Annotated in this window: 18 protein-coding genes and 2 pseudogenes; 10 read left to right on the top strand and 10 right to left on the bottom strand. The window is 58.6% G+C overall.

Going from position 1 to position 18,073, the window contains the following annotated elements; genetic code table 11:
• Positions 1-32: 32 nt before the first annotated feature.
• The 5 genes and pseudogenes from OQ273_RS16230 to OQ273_RS23745 form a co-directional block, all read left to right on the top strand.
• Positions 33-1,310, top strand: a complete 1,278-nt coding sequence (locus OQ273_RS16230; protein ID WP_267991535.1) for a DUF3422 family protein — start codon at positions 33-35, stop codon at positions 1,308-1,310.
• A gap of 190 nt (positions 1,311-1,500) precedes the next feature.
• Positions 1,501-2,802 (top strand): NAD(P)/FAD-dependent oxidoreductase, encoded by a 1,302-nt coding sequence (locus OQ273_RS16225; protein WP_267991534.1) that lies wholly within the window; start codon positions 1,501-1,503, stop codon positions 2,800-2,802.
• Between the two features lie 12 nt (positions 2,803-2,814).
• A complete protein-coding gene (locus tag OQ273_RS16220; RefSeq protein WP_267991533.1) occupies positions 2,815-3,177 on the top strand; it encodes a DUF5368 domain-containing protein in 363 nt (120 codons plus the stop codon).
• Between the two features lie 260 nt (positions 3,178-3,437).
• Positions 3,438-3,623 (top strand): annotated as a pseudogene (locus tag OQ273_RS23750) (YegP family protein); the annotation flags it as partial.
• A gap of 9 nt (positions 3,624-3,632) precedes the next feature.
• Positions 3,633-3,770 (top strand): annotated as a pseudogene (locus OQ273_RS23745) (YegP family protein); the annotation flags it as partial.
• Between the two features lie 141 nt (positions 3,771-3,911).
• Here OQ273_RS23745 and OQ273_RS16205 read toward each other — a convergent pair.
• The 4 genes from OQ273_RS16205 to OQ273_RS16190 all read right to left on the bottom strand — a co-directional run bounded on the left by OQ273_RS16205 (position 3,912) and on the right by OQ273_RS16190 (position 7,886).
• Entirely contained in the window at positions 3,912-4,265 is a 354-nt protein-coding gene (locus OQ273_RS16205; RefSeq protein ID WP_267991532.1) for a VOC family protein, read from the bottom strand.
• A gap of 260 nt (positions 4,266-4,525) precedes the next feature.
• Positions 4,526-5,776, bottom strand: coding sequence for a DegT/DnrJ/EryC1/StrS family aminotransferase (locus tag OQ273_RS16200; protein ID WP_267991531.1), 1,251 nt, complete (start codon positions 5,774-5,776; stop codon positions 4,526-4,528).
• 56 nt (positions 5,777-5,832) lie between these two features.
• The gene (gene iolE / locus OQ273_RS16195; RefSeq protein ID WP_267991530.1) at positions 5,833-6,723 is read right to left on the bottom strand and encodes a myo-inosose-2 dehydratase; all 891 of its coding nucleotides are present in this window, start codon (positions 6,721-6,723) and stop codon (positions 5,833-5,835) included.
• Positions 6,724-6,740: 17 nt separating this feature from the next.
• The gene (locus tag OQ273_RS16190; protein ID WP_267991529.1) at positions 6,741-7,886 is read right to left on the bottom strand and encodes a Gfo/Idh/MocA family protein; all 1,146 of its coding nucleotides are present in this window, start codon (positions 7,884-7,886) and stop codon (positions 6,741-6,743) included.
• 93 nt (positions 7,887-7,979) lie between these two features.
• Between OQ273_RS16190 and mocR the strand changes: the two genes are divergently transcribed.
• A complete protein-coding gene (gene mocR, locus OQ273_RS16185; protein ID WP_267991528.1) occupies positions 7,980-9,437 on the top strand; it encodes a rhizopine catabolism transcriptional regulator MocR in 1,458 nt (485 codons plus the stop codon).
• Here mocR and OQ273_RS16180 read toward each other — a convergent pair.
• From OQ273_RS16180 to OQ273_RS16155, 6 genes are all read right to left on the bottom strand, one after another.
• Positions 9,434-9,883 (bottom strand): SRPBCC family protein, encoded by a 450-nt coding sequence (locus OQ273_RS16180; RefSeq protein WP_267991527.1) that lies wholly within the window; start codon positions 9,881-9,883, stop codon positions 9,434-9,436. The two genes, mocR and OQ273_RS16180, sit on opposite strands and share 4 nt — an antisense overlap.
• On the bottom strand, positions 9,880-10,443 hold the full coding sequence (locus OQ273_RS16175; protein WP_267991526.1) for a TetR/AcrR family transcriptional regulator: 564 nt from the start codon (positions 10,441-10,443) through the stop codon (positions 9,880-9,882). Before OQ273_RS16175 ends, OQ273_RS16180 begins: the two co-directional genes overlap by 4 nt.
• A gap of 95 nt (positions 10,444-10,538) precedes the next feature.
• Positions 10,539-11,240, bottom strand: a complete 702-nt coding sequence (locus OQ273_RS16170; RefSeq protein ID WP_267991525.1) for a glutathione S-transferase — start codon at positions 11,238-11,240, stop codon at positions 10,539-10,541.
• Between the two features lie 48 nt (positions 11,241-11,288).
• Positions 11,289-11,774 (bottom strand): flavodoxin family protein, encoded by a 486-nt coding sequence (locus tag OQ273_RS16165; protein WP_267991524.1) that lies wholly within the window; start codon positions 11,772-11,774, stop codon positions 11,289-11,291.
• Positions 11,775-11,838: 64 nt separating this feature from the next.
• Positions 11,839-13,188 (bottom strand): glycoside hydrolase family 5 protein, encoded by a 1,350-nt coding sequence (locus OQ273_RS16160; protein WP_267991523.1) that lies wholly within the window; start codon positions 13,186-13,188, stop codon positions 11,839-11,841.
• A gap of 86 nt (positions 13,189-13,274) precedes the next feature.
• Positions 13,275-14,129, bottom strand: coding sequence for a MurR/RpiR family transcriptional regulator (locus OQ273_RS16155; protein WP_267991522.1), 855 nt, complete (start codon positions 14,127-14,129; stop codon positions 13,275-13,277).
• A gap of 165 nt (positions 14,130-14,294) precedes the next feature.
• On the opposite strand from OQ273_RS16155, the gene OQ273_RS16150 reads away from it, so the two are divergent.
• Genes OQ273_RS16150 through OQ273_RS16135 form a run of 4 tightly spaced genes read left to right on the top strand, consistent with a single transcriptional unit; the run spans position 14,295 to position 18,051 of the window.
• On the top strand, positions 14,295-15,071 hold the full coding sequence (locus OQ273_RS16150; protein ID WP_276562330.1) for an N-formylglutamate amidohydrolase: 777 nt from the start codon (positions 14,295-14,297) through the stop codon (positions 15,069-15,071).
• A 5-nt stretch (positions 15,072-15,076) separates the two neighbouring features.
• Positions 15,077-15,634, top strand: a complete 558-nt coding sequence (locus OQ273_RS16145) for a TRAP transporter small permease subunit (protein WP_267991521.1) — start codon at positions 15,077-15,079, stop codon at positions 15,632-15,634.
• A 2-nt stretch (positions 15,635-15,636) separates the two neighbouring features.
• Entirely contained in the window at positions 15,637-16,962 is a 1,326-nt protein-coding gene (locus tag OQ273_RS16140) for a TRAP transporter large permease (RefSeq protein WP_267991520.1), read from the top strand.
• Between the two features lie 54 nt (positions 16,963-17,016).
• Positions 17,017-18,051, top strand: coding sequence for a TRAP transporter substrate-binding protein (locus OQ273_RS16135; RefSeq protein ID WP_267991519.1), 1,035 nt, complete (start codon positions 17,017-17,019; stop codon positions 18,049-18,051).
• Positions 18,052-18,073: the final 22 nt, after the last annotated feature.

Here is an 18,073-nt window from a genome sequence, read left to right as displayed (position 1 = left end):
TAAATTCCGGCCTTGTTTTTGGAGGACAGGGGATGGCCAACGGAAGCTTCGGGTTTCCGATCGCGAGAGATCGGCCGCTGGCGCTGGGCGAAGTCCACGCCAGACCGTATCCGCTTATCAAGTCGCCTCGGATAATCCTGCAACTTGCCTTCATGACCGATGGCGGAGCCTCGGTGGACAATGCCGTTCTGGCCGCTCTGGCAAGGACGAGGGGGGTGGCCGCGCCGCAGGCCGATGCGCGCCACTATGTTCTGAGTTGGGGAACAGGGTCCCTGCGCTGGGAACGCCATACCGAGTTCTCGACCTATTTCTACGAAGGCCCGGTGCCGACACAGTTCGGCGGGGAGGTCACCGATCATCCGTTCGGGGATGGTTTCAGTCCGCCCGGCAGCCTGATCTCCGGTGTGCGGTTGGAGGTGCGAAAATGGACCGACGATACGCAAAAGGTGCTGAAAAGTTTTGATCCCGCGAGCCTGTGTTTTTCGGAAGTTGAAAACGGCGCGGCCGCCGCGGTCACCGATTTCCGTCAGGACAAGGACGGTCTGACGCGTATCCTGCTTCTCGACCGTGATCTGGCGCCGGCCCGTGTCGGCGCGCTGGCGCAGCGGTTGATAGAAATCGAGACCTATCGGACGCTTGCCATGCTCGCCTTGCCGCTTGCCAATAGCCTTTCGCCGCAAATGCGCCGCATCGAGGACGGTTTGACGATGGTGACGCAGCGCATGCGCAAGGAGGTGGAGACGGAGAGCGATTCGATGCTCGGCGAGATTACCGCGCTTGCCGCCGAACTCGAGGCGGGCGCTGCATCAAGTCTCTACCGTTTCGGCGCAAGCCGCGCTTATGACGGTATCGTGGCGGAGCGCATCGCCACTCTCAATGAAAATCCGATTGCCGGTTACGAGACCTGGGGCGCGTTCCTGCAGCGGCGCATGGCGCCAGCGATGCGCACCTGCCGCTCGATCGAGGAACGTCAGGCAAACCTTTCCCGCAAGCTTGCCCGCGCCACCGCGCTGCTGCGAAGCTGGGTCGATCTGCAGCTTGAACGCCAGAATTCCGAATTGCTGCAGTCGATGAACCGGCGCGCCAAGCTCCAGCTCCGGTTGCAGCAAACCGTCGAAGGTCTTTCGGTTGCAGCTGTCTCTTACTATGTCGTCGGTCTGTTCGGATATTTGGCAAAGGCTGCAAATGAAGCCGGGCTGCCGATCAGCCCGACGCTTGCGACCGGTCTTTCCGTTCCGGTGATTGTGCTGGCCATCTGGGGTGTGGTCCGTCGTATCCGCAAACGACACGGCGACAAAGACGAAGCGTAGGGCCTCAATCGGCTTCGCCGGCTTCTCGCGGATTCGAGTTCGTCAGGCGCATTCTGCTTCCATTCCATTGATCCGGATCAATTCAATCATTCGGCGAACACGGCACAATGGTTCCTTGAATGATTGTCCGGCGCAAGCCGGGGAGGATCGGTCGGGCTGAAATTGCCCGGCCCTATTGATGGAGGACTCAATGAACCTGGACCGCAGGCAATTTCTGGCGTTGACCGGTGGCGGCCTTATAGCATCGCAGGCGGGCGGTTCCGCCGCGAAGGCGCAAGCCGTCAAGACATCGGCCAACATTGTCATTCTGGGGGTAGGCGCAGCCGGAACGGCACTTGCCAATCGCTTGTCGGAACGTCTGGACGGTGCCCGCATCACGCTGGTCGATGCACGCAAGGAGCATCTCTATCAGCCGGGCCTGTCTCTTGTGGCCGCAGGCCTCAAGCCGCCCGGATATGTCGTCTCGCAGACAAAGCAATGGCTGCCCTCCGACGTTGCCTGGGTTGAGGAGCGGGCGGCGCAAATCGATCCGGAGTCCAAAAAAGTCACCACCGAAGGCGGCACGACACTTGAATATGATTATCTGGTCGTCGCCACCGGCCTGGTTCTGGACCACGATGCGATTGAAGGCTTTTCGCTCGATCTTGTCGGGACCGATGGTGTTGGCGCGCTTTATGCCGGCCCGCAATACGCTGAAAAGACCTGGCGTGCCGCGCAGGCGTTTAGCGAGAAAGGCGGCGTTGGCCTCTTTACCCGCCCGGCAACCGAGATGAAATGCGCCGGAGCGCCTTTGAAGCACGCGTTCCTGATCGATGACATCGCGCGGCGGGCCGGCAATGCCGGCAAGACGGATATGCGCTACATGGCCAACAACAACAGCCTGTTCGGTGTTCCGATCGTGGCCGAGAAGGTGCGGATGCTGTTCCAGCATCGCGGCATTGCCCCGGTATATTCGCATGTCCTCAAATCCATCGATCCGGGCGCCAGGCGTGCGGTGTTCGACACGCCTGACGGCCAGGCGGAGATGGATTACGACTATATCCATGTCATCCCGCCGCAGCGCGCGCCTGACGTGGTCCGCAACTCCGGGCTCAGCTGGGCCGATAAATGGACCGACCAGGGCTGGGTTGAAGCCGATGCGAAAACCATGCGTCACCTGCGCTATCCCGAAATATTTGCCGTCGGGGACGTCGCCGGTGTGCCCAAGGGCAAGACCGCGGCCAGCGTGAAATGGCAGGTACCGGTGGTCGAGGACCACCTGGTCGCCGCGATAGGCGGCGGTGAAGGCACTGCGGTTTACAACGGATACACCTCATGTCCGTTGATCACGCGTATTGGCCGCGCCATGCTGATCGAATTCGATTACGGAAACAATCTGGTGCCGTCCTTCCCGGGCGTCATCGCGCCGCTCGAGGAGTTGTGGATCAGCTGGCTGATGAAGGAAATCGCGCTCAAGGCCACCTACAACGCCATGCTGCGCGGGCGGGCATAAGGAGACCGGATCATGAAAGAATTGAGCTTTGGAACACTGATCGCCGTCTTTGAGGAAATGATGGGACGCGGCCTCTTTTGGGCCCTTGTGGCCGTCGCGGCGCTGATCACGCTTGCCTATGTCTATGTGCTGATCCGCGACCGGGCGGTCAGTTGGCGCAAATTCCTGCTGGCGCAGCTTTCCATGCCGGTGGGTGCGATCCTTGCCGTCCTCTTTGTGCAGTACATTACCCATTCGGGATTTCGAGACGTCGGCGGGCCCGTCGATGCCATCATCATGCTGGTGATCGCGATACTGGGCGCGATCGGAATGGCCATCCTCGTTTACACGGTCCAGTCGCTGATGCGGCACAGTTCGAGCAGTGAAATGCCGTAACTGAATCCGCACGGCGGACCGCGCAATCGCGGTCCGCTGGCCTATCGGCTGGGATGTGGGGGCTGCATAAATATTAAATCGGCGAATATTTGCCGCTACGCGCTGCTGTACTTGATGAAATGCCGGCGAAACTGATCTGTGTTTCCCAATTTGCGCCGGTGTTCGCTTTCCTGTCGATTAACATCGGTTTGTAATTGCGCAGCACCGGGCGCTTGGATAGGTTTGCGGCTGCGAGGCGTCCAAAAGGGAGAAAGTGGACCATGGCAGGCAAATTCGAGCTCTATAAGGACAAGGCTGGTGAATTCCGGTTCCGCCTGAAGGCCGGCAACGGCCAGATCATTCTGGCAAGCGAGGGCTATAAACAGCGGGCAAGTGCCGACAACGGCATCGAATCCGTCCGAAAGAACTCGGCTGACGATGCACGGTTTGACCGGACTGAAACCAAGAACGGCAAATACCGCTTCAACCTGAAGGCATCCAACGGCCAGGTAATCGGCACGAGCGAATCCTACGAGAGTTCGTCGTCCAGAGAAAACGGCATCGAATCGGTGAAGAAGAATGCACCGGATGCCAAGGTCGAGGACCTGACCTGAGGCTTTCTATCGGAGCAGGGGCCATCCCCTTGGCACTTTGAAGATTCGGAAAGTGCGGTCCCGCACTTTCCGGACAACAGCCGTAAGCATCGCTTCGGCTGGACCGTACCGGGCCGACGTCAACCGGACCTTGAACCGTCGCTACCGGCTTTCCATAATCTTGATCAGATTGGCATCCGGGTCGCTGAACTCCAGCGACCTGCTTCCATCGGCATTTTCATGAATGCCTGCGTCTGTAGCTTCTGCCGGCATCCCGTCCAGCAAAGCGTCCAGATCGCTGTGATGGAGATGAAAGTCGACCGAACCGCCAATGGGTCGCTCGCCGCCCCCTTTGCCGGGAACATAAAGCGCAAGCCCCATTCCTGACGCTTCAAACTGGGCCCAGCCATATTCTTCTGCAACAAACAGGACTGTGAGGTCCAACGCCTTTTCGTAGAAGGCAACAGAGCGGTTCACGTCCGAAACCGGGATCTTGACCAGAGCCACACCAATCATTTGCCGATCGCTCCCCGCAATGAGGTCCACCATTGCCAAGGCCTTTGACAGGCCCGCTATGCGCGGACAGGATTGTCCGGTCCGTGCGTTTTGTCCACCCGTAATTGCATCAGCGGTATCGCACATCGTTCATGCCGCGCGGGTGATTTGCACTTGATCGATTTGATAAGCGATTAGGTTTGCAAGTCGATTTCAATCGTTTTCAATTCCAGGCGCCGGAAGCGGGAAACCCTCATTTCAGTGGATGATCGCATGTCCGGCTAGCGATCGTCCGCCATGTCAAACTTGCTCTCATCGATCGCTGCCGCCCGCATAAGGGATATTTCGTCGGCCGGTTTGCCTTCCAGGACGACCTTTGCCGTTTCCAAAATGTTATGCGCGATCGCGGCGATATCGTCCGCTTGATGCTCAGGACGCATAGGCACCATGATCGTTCTCATCAGAATATCGAGCGATGACGGACACTGATCGACTGCTGTGTGACGCCGGCATGCCGCATTTGCCGGATGTTCATAAGGGTTCATGAGATGGTGGGCGGCGCCTTTTTCCATCAGGATCTGATCCCATTGCGTATAGGTGTGCCTGCCCGTCTTACCGGCGATGACCACGGGCATGATCTGCGAAAACCGTTCGGCAGCCTCCGATGTCGGCAGTTGGAACATCAAATGCGCGCCGCAATCGAGTTCCGGAGAATGCATGGGGGCGCAAAACAGTCCGGAGATGGTGTTGGATGCAATGATGTCCAGGATACGCCGTCGTTCATCCCGCATCGCCGCAACAATACCATCGATCCTGTCGAGCTGCACATTGAGCATGGCCCCTTGCAACTCCGAGGCCCTGCCGCCATTTCCCGCAAACAGGTCTACGCCATCCGGCCGGCCCTTCCAATAATAGTGGCATGGGTCGATCGCGCAGCGTGTACGGCCTGCGTAGATATCGTTTGATGTTGCGACCGCTCCGCCTTCGCCGCAGGTCATGTTCTTGTGGTAGTTGAAGCTGAACGCGCCGATATGTCCGATCGATCCGAATTTCTTCCCGCGATAACTGCCGCCGACGCCCTGACATGCATCCTCGACGACCAGAAGATCGTGTTTTGCCGCAATCTCCATGATCGCATCCATGTCGCACGCGGCGCCCCACATGTGCACCGCGATGACGGCTTTGGTCTGCGGGCCGATGGCTCCCTCGATCGCGCGTGGGCTGATCGTGAGACTCTCATCTATATCGACAATGACGGGAATGGCACCGGTGGTCAGGACGCTTGTCGCCGTTGCCATATAGGTATGAGCCGGCACCAGAACCTCATCCCCCGGTCCGATGCCGATCGCGGTCAGTGCCGCGGAAAGCGCAAAGGTTCCGCTGACGGTGAGCGCCACATGCTTGACATTGAGGTGCTCGCCATAGCGCTGTTCGAACCGGTCGCACTCCTTCCCAAAACCGTAGCGAAAGAGCGCCCGCTCCCGGATCACGCGTTGCAGAGCCTGAGCTTCTTCTTCACCCACAATATACATGGCTTCGTCCTCTCTTCATCCTTGTCAGCGCGTTGCGGCGCGGGTCGTCGCGGCGGTTAGCGCAGACCGGCCCTCGATGCCTCTTGCAGCAAATAGTCGTGTCCGAGCTTCGCGTGGAAAAGCGGCGGTGCCTTCTCGGGGTTCTGTTCGGCTTCGACCACCAGCCAGCCTGAATAGCCTTCCTCCTTCAAGGTGCCGAGGATTGCCGGAAAGTCGACGCCGCCATCGCCCGGAACAGTGAAGATGCCGTCCAGCACCGCGTCCATGAAACTCATGTCCCGTTTGTGTGCTTTGCGGAGTTTATCGGACCGCACATCCTTGCAATGGACATGAGCGATCCGTGCCGCGTGGCGCTGGCAAAGGGCAACAGGATCACCGCCGGCAAAAAGGCAATGCCCCGTATCGAATGCAAGTTTGACCGATGGCCCGGCAAGCTCCATCAACCGGTCGACCTCCCGGTCCGTTTCGACAACCGTTCCCATATGCGGGTGCAATGCCAATCCGATGCCGAGTGCTGCGGTCTTGTCCGCAAGCGCGGTCAACTCCTGGGCATAGGCAGGCCACTCGCTGTCCTGCAGTCGCGGACGTTGGGATATCGGTTTCCAGATGCCGTCAGTCCGACCGAGCGAGCCTTCGCCGTAGATGAAATGTGCGACACCCAGCTGTTTGAGCATGTCCAGATAGGGGTGCATTGCCTCGAACTCGGCATCCGCACCGTGTTCCAGCAGTTGCCCCTCCCACCATCCGGATGCAAGAACCAGATCATGAGTACTCAAAAGCGCATCAAGCGCATCGGCGTCGCGGGGAAATTTTCCGCCCATTTCAATGCCGGAATAACCGGCGGAATTTGCCTCACTCAGGCAGGTTTCGACAGGAATCTCACCTCCGAGGCCCGGCACGTCGTCATTGGTCCATGCGATCGGATTGGTGGCTATGCGTATCGTCATTTGGTCTGATCTTTCCGTTAGCTCTGAATGGAGAATTCTTCCGGCGCGTCGATCCAGCACCGTCTGTCGGATGAGGCCAGGATTGCCTCGCAAAGGCGCGATATCTTCAAGGCCTCGTCCAGATCCGGCTCTGCGGGGGAGCCGTTGGCAATGGCGGTCAGGAAATCCCGCAATTCAATTGTCTTCAAGTCGTTGAAACCCAACCCGTGCCCCGGTGCGGGAATGAAGTCGCCATAGTCCGGGTGATCGGCGTTGATGTGGATTGTCCGAAACCCGGAAGCTGCAGCGGGCTCGCCGCTGCGATAGATTTCGATCTGATTGGACTGTTCGCCCTTGAATGCGATTGTCCCGTGTTCGCACACCAGTTCAAAACCGATATCCATCTTGCGTCCATGGGCAATCCTGCTGACTTCGACCGAACCCGTGGCGCCCGATGCAAAGCGGAGCGTCGCATTGGACCAGTCTTCGTTTTCGACCGCGCGTGAAGCATTTTGATCGGATGCAAGCGGTCGCGTCTTGTGAAATGTCTCGATGGCCCCGCTAAGCGATGTGATCTGCCCGCACAGTGCGCGGGCGATGGCGATAATGTGCCAGCCCATATCTCCGATTGCGCCACAGCGACCGGCCAGGGCCGCATCCTGGCGCCAGGTGAAGGCAATGTCGGGATCGGCAAGATAATCCTCGCAGTGCCAGCCCTTGAAGTGAAGCGGTTTCCCGAGGTCTCCCCGGTCGATTACGTCCACCGCATACCGGATGAGGGGCGAGCGCATATAGGTGAAGCCGACCGTATGGGAGATGTTGGCGCGCGCTGCCGCAGCGGCGATTTCAGCCGCTTCCGCGCTTGAAAGCCCAACAGGCTTCTCGCACAGGATATGTGTCCCGCTCTCGGCTGCGGATAGAGCCATATCCCGGTGCAGAAAACTTGGCACCGCGATAATCACCGCATCGCATTCGGCAATGGCCTGACGCCAATCCGTTGTGGCGATGCCAAATCCGAATTGCCTCGCGCGCGCGGCTGCCGTCGCCTGATCGGCCTCGGCAAGGACATGCGGTATCGCCTCGAAAAGGTCCTGTCCGAAAACCCTGTTGACCGCATTGATGGCAAGGGCATGGCTGCGCCCGATAAAGCCGGCGCCGATCAGGCCCACCTTGATTTGTGTCACGCTCCGCTCCTGCTGACTTGAATTCGAAATCAGGATGCAGCAGTTTTGTCACCTTAAGAAGTGACAGTATGCGTAAAAATGGAGGGTACACTTTTGGCTGATACCAACTATCCCCTGGATCTGCTCAGATTGGACAAATCATCGGCCGAACCACTGCATCTGCAGATCAGAAATGGGCTGCGCGCCATGATTCTGGACGGCAGGCTCAAGTCCAGAACACGTGTGCCGTCCATCAGGAACCTTGCCCGGACATTGCAGGTGTCACGCAATACGGTTGTCTCCGCGATCGATCAGCTTGTCGCCGAAGGCTATCTGGAAAGCCGGCCCGGAGCCGGGTGCTGGGTGACCGATACGCATGCCTTGAGCTCCGTCGGCATACGGGCAAGGGCCGGCGGATCCATGCCGAGCCTGTCCACTCGAGGTGATTTGATGAGCCGTCAGGCACTTATCCAGGGGCAGCCGCATCAGGCGGCGTTTCATCCGGGCGTACCGGAAACCGAAAGCTTTCCGTTCAAGGTTTGGGGGAGGATCCTGAAAAGAAAGTCCGCCTCCTCCGGTGACGATCTCTTTGGCTATCACACGATAGCCGGATTGTACGATCTGCGGGTCGCAATTGCTGAGTATCTGACTGTCTCGCGTGGTTTGAACTGTGTTGCCGACCAGATTGTCCCGACAACCGGAGCGCAGGCCGCGCTGGACTTTCTCGCCCGTATGCTGATTGATGAACAGGATGCGGTCATGATGGAAAATCCGGGCTTCCTTGGCGCAAGGAGCGCATTTCTGGCTGCCGGCGCGAGGTTGGTGGAACTGCCCGTGGATGAGTGCGGCTGGCATCCTGTGCAGCGCCCGCCAAACCATCCAAAGCTGATTTACCTTACGCCGTCCTGTCAACATCCGCTCGGCATGACGATGCCGCTGGAACAGAGATTGGAAATCCTTGAAATCGCCCGGCGAGACGAGGCATGGATCATCGAGGACGACTATGATGGGGAATACAATTTTTTTGGCGACCCGGTACCGGCCATGCAGGGACTGGTCGAAGACGCACCGGTCATTTATGTCGGTACGTTTTCAAAGGTTCTGTTCCCGTCATTGCGGATCGGATATGCGGTTGTGCCGCCAGACCTTGCAAAAAAGGCGCGGGCGGTTCTGAGTTTCACCGGACAGCATCCGTCACTCGTGCTTCAGGCCACGCTGGCGGAATTCATGTCCGCAGGGCATTTCTCGCGCCATCTCAACAGGATGCGCCGGCTCTATGCGAGACGCAGAAAGGCCTTTTTGGAATTTTGTGACACCTATGTATCTGAATGGCTGAAGCCGCTGGATGAGAGGACCGGCATCCAGATCGCATGCAAGGCCGTTGTTCCCATGGACGATCTAGGGATCGCCGCACAGGCAGCGGATAGGGGGCTGAGCCTTGTTCCGCTCTCCTACTACGGGCTGGCGGGTTCTGCAAAAAGTGGCTTCGTTATGGGGTATGCGGCAGTGCCCGAAGACAAGATGGAAGAAGCCTTCAAAACCCTGCGATCGGTTCTCAGCGGAGAGGTTTAGGTCGGTTCAGTCGCGTCCGCTGTCAGCAACCTCATGCGCGGCTTGTGGCGGGCGCTGTAAAGATATTTCGCCCACAAGGCGACAAGCGGTGTGATGAGGCCCGCGTCGATCTCGATACTGTCCGTCAGCCGACTGCCATTCGCCGTTTTCTCGACCGTCAGCGTGTGTTTCCAGCTTTTTACGCCCGAGCCCTTTTCACTGGTACGCAACACATGGCGCTCGTCGTCGCATTCCAGTATTTCCATGTGATAGGGCTGCTTGGGCAGTTTGCCGAACAGAGACACCATGACGTCAAGTTTCTGGCCGGTATGGGTGCGGCCTGAGGGAATGCCTTCGAATTCGACAATGCCCTTCATGATTTCGCACAGCGCGTCGTAATCCGTAGCCACTGCCCAGAGGCGGTCAGCATCAACGGGGTAGTCGTTTACAACAGTCACCAGTGTCATGGCGCGCTGTCCTTTCTAGCAATTTCCGGGGTGGTGAGCGCAAAGCTCAAATCCCGTGCCGCATGTTCAGTGACACCGTCGGCGAACGCGGGCGACAGGGATCGGCCGATATAGGCCCAGGCCAATATCGCAGCCCTTGGGCGGGCCACGCCGGGCGGCAGACCAAGGCCTTCCAGCACGTTCGTCAGATAGTCTATTCGCAGCCGGTCGACCTCTGCGACAGCGCGGGCAACCTTTTCACTTTGGCCGGACCACAGACGGATCGCTGCCTCCAGACCCTGTGGGATGGTCAGAACGCGTTGGATCAGTTCCCGGATCTGCTCTGTCCCATCCGGCAGCGTTTTCAATTCGGCGATCACGGCTTCAGTGATGTCGGTGCGCCAGGCCTCCAGGATACAGGTTTCAAAGTCATCGATGTCTTTGAAATGCCAATAAAAGCTGCCGCGGGAGACCTTCAGCGCTTTAACCATCCTGTCGGCCTTCAAGCCGCCGTGCCCTTCCGTCTTGAGCACTTCGAAACCGTGTGCGACCCAGTCCTGTTTTGTCAGACGATTGCTCATAATCCATTCCGTACATCACTGTATGGAATGAATCAATACACAAGTGCATGGTGCGCAGAACGGCTTTTCGTTCTCGACGCCGTGCTTGGAAGAGTTTAGTTGTCCAGCACCGTGCGAAGCGATGCCTCAATCTGACCGGCGCACCAGGTATCGCCGTAGAGCGCATCGCTCTTTTCACGCAAGGCCGCCTGTTGGGGGATATCGGCAATGCGTCGGCAAAGGCCTGCGGTTGCCGGTGCCGTTTCCTCAAGGAGTGGCAGCAGTGTCGGCAGCTTCTCGGTCATCGTGTGCCACAGAACATAGGTCGTCAGGTCGGCTATGCCGGGGTGCGAGGTTCCAAGCAGTGTTCCGGCTTCGGCCGTCATCTTGTGGCGTCGCCCGATCTCTTCAAACATTGACATCCAGCGCTTGAGGCGGGGACGAAAGGCGCTCCAGCTGTCCGGCGTCCACATCTGCGCGCCATTGTAGAGCGTCATCTCGTAAAGCACATCATTGGCATCGGCGACGACTTTGTTTGTCAGGGCCACGCCCTGGGGCTCATCGGGGGTCAGCCCGTGCTTTTCGCCGAGATAGGCAAGGATCGCCGGCATTTGTGAAAGTGAAAAGCCGGTTGCGTGGTCGATCAGAACCGGGGGTCCCATGTGCGGGACGGGCTGGTCCGCCGGTGGCTTGCTTTTAAGCGCCGCGATGGTGTCGAAATCCGCTTCGTCCCATGTCGAGCCGGCAGCCGTAAGAACAGCGCGAATGAACTGTCCGCGAAAGGCGATCGGCCAGTAGTAGAGCGTATAGTCGGGCATCATCGTTGTCCTGTCGGGGGTGAGGTGCCGATTTCGGGGCGGATAGGTCTAGAAGATACCCATGCTCAGACCCGCGGCAAAACCTTTTCCAAGATCGCGGCAAAGGGCAAGCTGGTCGTCCGGAATGGTTTTCTCCGCAAGGATCTCCTCAGGCGTCTGTGCATGGGTGCAGACGATCAGCGGCGGCTGTGTTTCCCTTAGTCGCCAGCCGGTCGCAATGCGCGCGGTCTGGCGCGCCGCGTTCTCGCCATCGGAGCCGGCGCAAATCATTTGTGCGTAAGGGCGGCCCTCGATGCGCCCCAGCACCGGGTAATAGCAGCGGTCATAAAAATCCTTCATGATCCCGGCGATGGCGGCAAGGTTTTCGGGCGCGCAGAATATATAACCGTCGGCCCGCAGAAGATTCTCAGGGCCTGCTTGATCCGCCGTCTTCAGGACAGTCGGCGTCTCTTCGCGCGCCGCGTCAGCCGCGGCCTCCGCCATCTGCCGGCTGCCGCCTGTTTTTGAGTGATAGACAATGAGGAGTTCGGCCATTGCGTTTCCACGTCAGTCTTTACAACTGACATAAGCGCGAACGGCGAAGAAGGCCAGATGTGTCTCAGGGATTTGCGTTCAGCCGGAATGCTTCAAACAGGTGCGGATCGGGTATGCGGTTGCGCGGCATCCAGATGTCGCAGCCGCCGGTCCTTCGGCAATCGCTTTTTTCGCGGACATAAATCGTCCGTTCCTTTTCGATCGCCCACCAGACGACCGGAATCCCCTGTTCGACATAGTGGCGGTAGGCATCGGCGGCAAATTTGCCGCAATCATCCGGATTGGCAGGCCCTTCAATGCCCTTGACGTGACTGACGCAGCCGGTTTCCGTCACCATCACGGGCACACCGAATTTCTTTGACCAGTCGGCAAGCAGCCGTCCGTCATTTCTGACCATGCGCGCATGCTGTTTGGTGTAGGGCTTGCCGAAATAGCCTATTTTGCGTGTGGCCTGATCGAGGAACTTCTTTGGCTCATAGGCATGCACGCCATAGACGATATCAGAAGCGGGCAGGGGTCGCATCAGGGTCGATATGCTGTATTTGTAGTTGCCGCCTTTCTTGTAGCGTTCGTTGAATTTCGACTTGGCGATGCCCTCGTAAATGACAACACGGTCTGGCGTAACCTCGCGGATCGCCTTAATGGCCCGCATGGCGATTGCCTCCCACTTCTTCCTTTTGGCAGCGGTCGGCGAGGGGAACTGGAACTCCGGCTCATTGAGCAGCGCAAAGGACATGCGCTCGCGCGGCACATCCTTGAATTCGTTGGCGAATTTGCCCCATTGCTGGACGAAAGCGTCCTGAACGCCTTTTTCAGCCTCAAGCCTTTTCTGGAACGTGCTGATATCCTTTCCGTTTCGCTTGCCCTGCTCATAACCCTTGAAGGACAGCGTGACGTGAAGGTCCGTATTGTCGAGGATCAGCCGGACCGTTTCGATGATGCCCTGTTCGTCCTGAAACGGCTTCTTGCACGGTTTTCCGATGATCCAGTCGACGCATGAGACCATCGCGACGTGGGAAAACCCGAAATCGTCGATCGGCTTGAAATGATTGATGACCAGATCGGGAATTCGGTAATCCTGGGTGGAGGCGGCACTCCACAACACGGCGCTGTTGATGCCGACACCGCGCAGGCCGGCAAGCGGCACCCTCGTCGGATCGGGGCAGTTCGCGCCCGCATTGCGCATCTGCTCAAGGTCCTCGGCACTGAGCGGATGGGAAAGGTCGAGGCTGGCCTCCTTATTGAAACGCTGTAGGGCGGCGTCCGAGCGTCCGCCCCATTGGCCGTCGACCGGCCCCGGTGAGCAGCCGAGATCGGCAAGCGCCTGTTGCGCCTCGGCGGCAAGCTGATCGGCTTGCGCATTGAGCGGTGTGGTAAGCATCAAGGCGATGGCGAGTGCCAGCAAACGGTTCATGAATGTCCCTATCCCCCAATGGTGCCTTCATGTGCCGTCAGGATAGGCATTGAGAAAATACGCGCATAGCCCAAATGGGCTATGGATCAGAACTTGCGGAAAAAGCGGGTACGGTCGAACATCTCCTCAAGCGCTTCCATGCGCGGCCGCGTCGTATCCCAATTGCGTTCCTGAACTTCCGAGATGACGATTTCCGCAATCAGCATGGTGGTGATGTTTGAATCCCAGGCCGAGGGCGCTGCGATGTGGTTCGTGAAACACACGCTGGCATGCTGGGCGATGGGCGAACCCCACTGGTCGGAGAACAGTACGATCTCGACACCGCGCTCACCGGCCATTTCCGCCAGTCTCAACGTGCTGTTTTCATAGCGCCTGACATCGAAGATCACGACAACGTCGCCGGGCTCGAAGTCGAGCAGATAGTGCGGCCATGCATTTGAGTTGGAAGGGATATGTACGACCTTGTCGCGTATGACCTGAAGGTGCAGGAAGAAATAGTCCGCAAGGGTTCGGGTGATGCGTCCGCCCACCACGAAGACCCTGCGTTTTTCATCACTCAAGAGCGAGCAGGCCTTGTCGAAATCCGCCGGGTCGACCTTCGCCATTGACTGGCCGATATTGTCGATCACCGCCTTGGTGAAGCGGTTGAGGATATGGGCGTCGGGCGCATCGTCTACCCACCGCTCGCGCTTGGTCAGCGGGCTGGAGATCTTTTCGTCAAGTTCGGCGCGTAATGAACGCTGAAAGTCGGGAAAGCCGGAGAATCCGAGTTTCTGCACAAGCCGTGCCACCGTTGGCGTCGATACATCGGCCGCTTCTGCGAGCGAGGTGATCGTCCCAAGACCTGAGACCGGGTAGTTCTGCAAGACGACATCGCTGAGCTGGCGCTCCGATCGTGTCAGTTGCTCGGCGCGGTCCCGCAGCCTTTCCGCAATGGTCATGGTATTCACCCGTCGGCATCCCTCTTGCACAGCCTTGCAAGACTAATCGGTTTTTTCCGCCTAAGTCAAAATTTGTACAACGGCATCGCTTTTGAAAATAATTTAACGAAAATTGATTGACACAAGCGCACGCAATGAAGAAAGTTCTTCAGATAGGAGAACGCATTGGTTCAGCTTGCTATCAAAGAAACCGATCAGCCGGTGGCCCGGGTTGTGAATGCAACGGGCGATCATCCGGTTGTTCTGATCTGCGAACATGCAAGCAGCCATATTCCGGCCGCCTTCGGCGGGCTTGGGCTCTCCGGGGAGGCGCTTTCAAGTCACATCGCCTGGGATCCGGGGGCTTTGGAGACAGCGGAACGGCTCTCCGCGCTGCTCAAGGCGCCGCTTGTGCATGGTCAGGTTTCGCGCCTGATCTACGATTGCAACAGGCCGCCCGAGGCGCCTGGGGCCATGCCGGAAAAAAGCGAGATTTACGATATTCCCGGCAATCGCGGCCTTGACGGGGCCGAGCGCGCCCGGCGTGTCGAAACCTATTACCGGCCCTTTGAAAAACTGGTCGAGGAGACGCTGAAGGGGCGGTCGGGTACACCGGTCCTCGTGACCATTCACAGCTTCACACCGGTTTTCGACGGCAAGAAAAGATCGGTGGAGATCGGCATTCTTCATGATGCTGACACCCGACTGGCGGACGCGCTGCTTAGCGTGCCGATCAACTATAAGGTCCAGCGCAACCAGCCCTACGGACCTGCCGATGGTGTGACCCATACGCTGCAGCGCCATGCGCTGCCGGGCGGTCTGCTCAATGTAATGATCGAGATCCGCAACGACCTGATTGCGACGCCTGAGGATTGTGCAGCCGTGGCGCAGACTTTGTCGTCCTGGCTTGAGCGCGCGCTTGCAGAACTTGGGGTTTCTCAAGTCGGAGGTGCTGTGCGGTGAAGGCGATGCGTGGTTTCATAGCGGCCGTCGATGCCGTCAACCGGCGCCTCGGGCGGGCGGCGATGTATATCATCTTCGTCATGATGGCGGTGCTGCTCTGGTCCACGATCAGCAAGGCCTCGAGCCAGCCCTCCCTGTGGACACTGGAAGTCGCCCAGTTCTGCATGATCGCTTATTTCTTTATCGGCGGTCCCTATGCAATCCAGATGGGCTCCCATGTCCGCATGGATCTTTTTTATGACAACTGGTCCGTCAGGCGCAAAGCGATCACCGACGCACTGACCGTCTTCTGCCTCATGGTCTATCTCGTTGTGCTGTTATGGGGCGGCATCAGCTCCACCGCCTATTCGCTTGGATATTTTGGGTCAGAACCGCTCGGCTTTTTTGCCGATCTGATGTTCGGAGATGGGCAGGTCGGAACGATGGAGCGAAGCCGCACCATCTGGCGGCCCTATCTGTGGCCGATCAAGACGCTCATGTGTCTCGGCATTCTTCTCATGCTCCTTCAGGCCATGTCCGAATTATGCAAGGACATCCTGCGCCTTCGCGGTGAGGAGGTCTGACCATGTCCTATGAGATGATTGCCCTGCTCATGTTTGCCGCGATGATGCTGCTCCTGTTCAGCGGCCAGCGTGTGTTCGGCGCCATCGGTTTTGTCGCGGTCATTGCCGCACTTGTCCTTTGGGGCGAACGTGGCGGCTTTGACATCGCCTTCTCCCAGAGCATCAAGCTGATGCGCTGGTATCCGCTGCTGACCGTCCCGATGTTCGTGTTCATGGGCTACATCCTGTCCGAAAGCCGGATTGCGGACGATCTTTATCGCATGTTCCATGTCTGGATGGGCGGGTTGCGCGGCGGCCTCGCGATCGGAACCATCGGCCTGATGGTCCTCATCTCGGCCATGAACGGGCTTTCGGTGGCCGGAATGGCCATCGGCGCGACAATCGCGCTGCCTGAGCTTTTGCGCCGCGGTTATGACAAGCGCATGGTGACCGGCGTGGTTCAGGCCGGCAGTTCGCTCGGAATCCTGGTTCCGCCATCCGTGGTGCTCGTTCTTTATGCGATGATCGCGCGCCAGCCGGTCGGCCAACTCTGGCTCGCCGGGGTGATCCCCGGTCTGATGATGGCCGCGATGTTTATCGTCTACATCGCCGTGCGTTGCCGCATCAACCCGGAGCTGGGGCCGGTCCTGTCGAAGGAAGAACGCAATCTGCCCCTGCGCGAGAAATACGCCCTGCTTCTGGCGGGCCTGCTTCCGCTCGGCGTGTTTTTTGCGATGATGATCCCGTTTGTCAACGGCTGGACGTCGCTTGTCGAAAGTTCGGCCATCGGCGCGATCACCGCATTCATCGCCGCTGTTCTCAAGCGCCGGATGACCTGGGACGTCTTCGAGACATCGGTGCGCAAGACCCTCGGCATTACCTGCATGTTCATGTGGATCATTCTGGCCGCGCTCGCCTTCGGCGCAGTCTTTGACGGGCTCGGTGCGGTGAAGGCCATCGAGAGCCTGTTTACAGAAAGGCTCGGCCTTTCGCCCTGGATGATCCTTATCCTGATGCAGCTCAGCTTCATCCTGATGGGCACCTTTCTCGATGATACGGCGATGCTCGTCATTGTCGCCCCGCTGTACATTCCGCTGGTCGGCGCGCTCGAATTCGATCTCATCTGGTATGGCGTGCTTTACACCATCACCACGCAGATCGCCTATATGACGCCGCCCTTCGGCTACAATCTCTTTCTCATGCGGGCCATGTCTCCACCGGAGATCAGCCTGGGCGATATCTACCGATCCATCATTCCGTTTGTTGCCGTCATGGTGCTGGCGCTGGTGACCGTCATGGTCTTCCCGCAGATCGCACTGTGGCTGCCGCAAACGGTCTACGGAAACTAGGCGCCGGCAAGAGCGCTGCAAATAAACGAAGTGTAGGAACAAGGAGCACAATAGATGACCACAAGACGCAACTTTATCAAGGGCGCCGCCGTTGCCGCGCCTGCCGCCGCGCTGGCAACGCCCGCGCTCGCCCAGTCGACCATCAAGTGGCGCATGCAGACCTATGCCGGAGCGGCGCTTGCCGAACATGTCGTGAAGCCGGCCATCGACACATTCAACAAGATTGCCGGCGAGCGGATGCAGATCGAACTGTTCTTCGCCGACCAGCTCGTCCCGACCGGCGAGCTTTTTCAGGCCATGCAGCGCGGCACGATCGATGCCGTGCAGTCCGATGACGATTCCATGGCATCGCCCACCGAGGTGACCGTTTTCGGCGGCTATTTCCCGTTTGGATGCCGTTATTCGCTGGATGTGCCGGTGCTCTTCAACCAGTATGGTCTGAAGGAAATCTGGGACGGCGAATATGCCAAGGTCGGCGTCAAGCATATCTCGGCCGGCGCCTGGGATCCGTGCCACTTCGCTACCAAGGACCCGATCAACTCGCTGGCCGACCTTAAGGGCAAGAGGGTCTTCACCTTCCCGACAGCCGGCCGCTTCCTGTCGCAGTTCGGTGTCATCCCCGTGACGCTTCCCTGGGAAGATATCGAGGTCGCCGTCCAGACCGGTGAACTCGATGGCATTGCCTGGTCGGGCATCACCGAGGACTACACGGTCGGATGGGCCGATGTGACCGATTACTTCCTGACCAACAACATCTCCGGTGCCTGGATCGGGCACTTCTTCGCCAATATGGAGCGTTGGAACGAACTGCCGGAAGACCTGCAGGCGCTGATGATGGTTTGCATGGAGCAGAGCCACTACTATCGTCAGTGGTGGTACTGGGGCGGTGAAGCCAATCTGCGCGTCAACGGCACGAAGATGAAGCTGACCTCCATTCCGGATGCCGAGTGGGCTCAGGTCGAAGCGGCAGCCGTGACGTTCTGGGATGAAATCGCGGCCGAATCCGAAACCAAGGCCAAGATCGTCGAGATCTTCCGCCAGTATAATGCCGACATGCAGAAGGCCGGGCGTCCCTATCGCTACAGCTGATCTGCGGTGAGTTCGAGAAATG

Origin of the sequence: Hoeflea prorocentri, assembly GCF_027944115.1 — a bacterium.
GTDB classification, from domain to species: Bacteria; Pseudomonadota; Alphaproteobacteria; order Rhizobiales; family Rhizobiaceae; genus Hoeflea_A; species Hoeflea_A prorocentri.
Note: the sequence above shows the minus strand (reverse complement) of the source record. Positions and strands in the feature narration are given on the sequence as shown.

Excerpts from the sequence above, each read along its gene's own strand:
- OQ273_RS16230 (WP_267991535.1), top strand. The coding sequence starts at position 33 with ATGGCCAACGGAAGCTTCGGGTTTCCGATCGCGAGAGATCGGCCGCTG.
- OQ273_RS16225 (WP_267991534.1), top strand. The coding sequence starts at position 1,501 with ATGAACCTGGACCGCAGGCAATTTCTGGCGTTGACCGGTGGCGGCCTT.
- OQ273_RS16220 (WP_267991533.1), top strand. The coding sequence starts at position 2,815 with ATGAAAGAATTGAGCTTTGGAACACTGATCGCCGTCTTTGAGGAAATG.
- OQ273_RS16205 (WP_267991532.1), bottom strand. The coding sequence starts at position 4,265 with ATGATTGGTGTGGCTCTGGTCAAGATCCCGGTTTCGGACGTGAACCGC.
- OQ273_RS16200 (WP_267991531.1), bottom strand. The coding sequence starts at position 5,776 with ATGTATATTGTGGGTGAAGAAGAAGCTCAGGCTCTGCAACGCGTGATC.
- iolE (WP_267991530.1), bottom strand. The coding sequence starts at position 6,723 with ATGACGATACGCATAGCCACCAATCCGATCGCATGGACCAATGACGAC.
- OQ273_RS16180 (WP_267991527.1), bottom strand. The coding sequence starts at position 9,883 with ATGACACTGGTGACTGTTGTAAACGACTACCCCGTTGATGCTGACCGC.
- OQ273_RS16175 (WP_267991526.1), bottom strand. The coding sequence starts at position 10,443 with ATGAGCAATCGTCTGACAAAACAGGACTGGGTCGCACACGGTTTCGAA.
- OQ273_RS16170 (WP_267991525.1), bottom strand. The coding sequence starts at position 11,240 with ATGCCCGACTATACGCTCTACTACTGGCCGATCGCCTTTCGCGGACAG.
- OQ273_RS16165 (WP_267991524.1), bottom strand. The coding sequence starts at position 11,774 with ATGGCCGAACTCCTCATTGTCTATCACTCAAAAACAGGCGGCAGCCGG.
- OQ273_RS16160 (WP_267991523.1), bottom strand. The coding sequence starts at position 13,188 with ATGAACCGTTTGCTGGCACTCGCCATCGCCTTGATGCTTACCACACCG.
- OQ273_RS16155 (WP_267991522.1), bottom strand. The coding sequence starts at position 14,129 with ATGACCATTGCGGAAAGGCTGCGGGACCGCGCCGAGCAACTGACACGA.
- OQ273_RS16145 (WP_267991521.1), top strand. The coding sequence starts at position 15,077 with ATGCGTGGTTTCATAGCGGCCGTCGATGCCGTCAACCGGCGCCTCGGG.
- OQ273_RS16140 (WP_267991520.1), top strand. The coding sequence starts at position 15,637 with ATGTCCTATGAGATGATTGCCCTGCTCATGTTTGCCGCGATGATGCTG.
- OQ273_RS16135 (WP_267991519.1), top strand. The coding sequence starts at position 17,017 with ATGACCACAAGACGCAACTTTATCAAGGGCGCCGCCGTTGCCGCGCCT.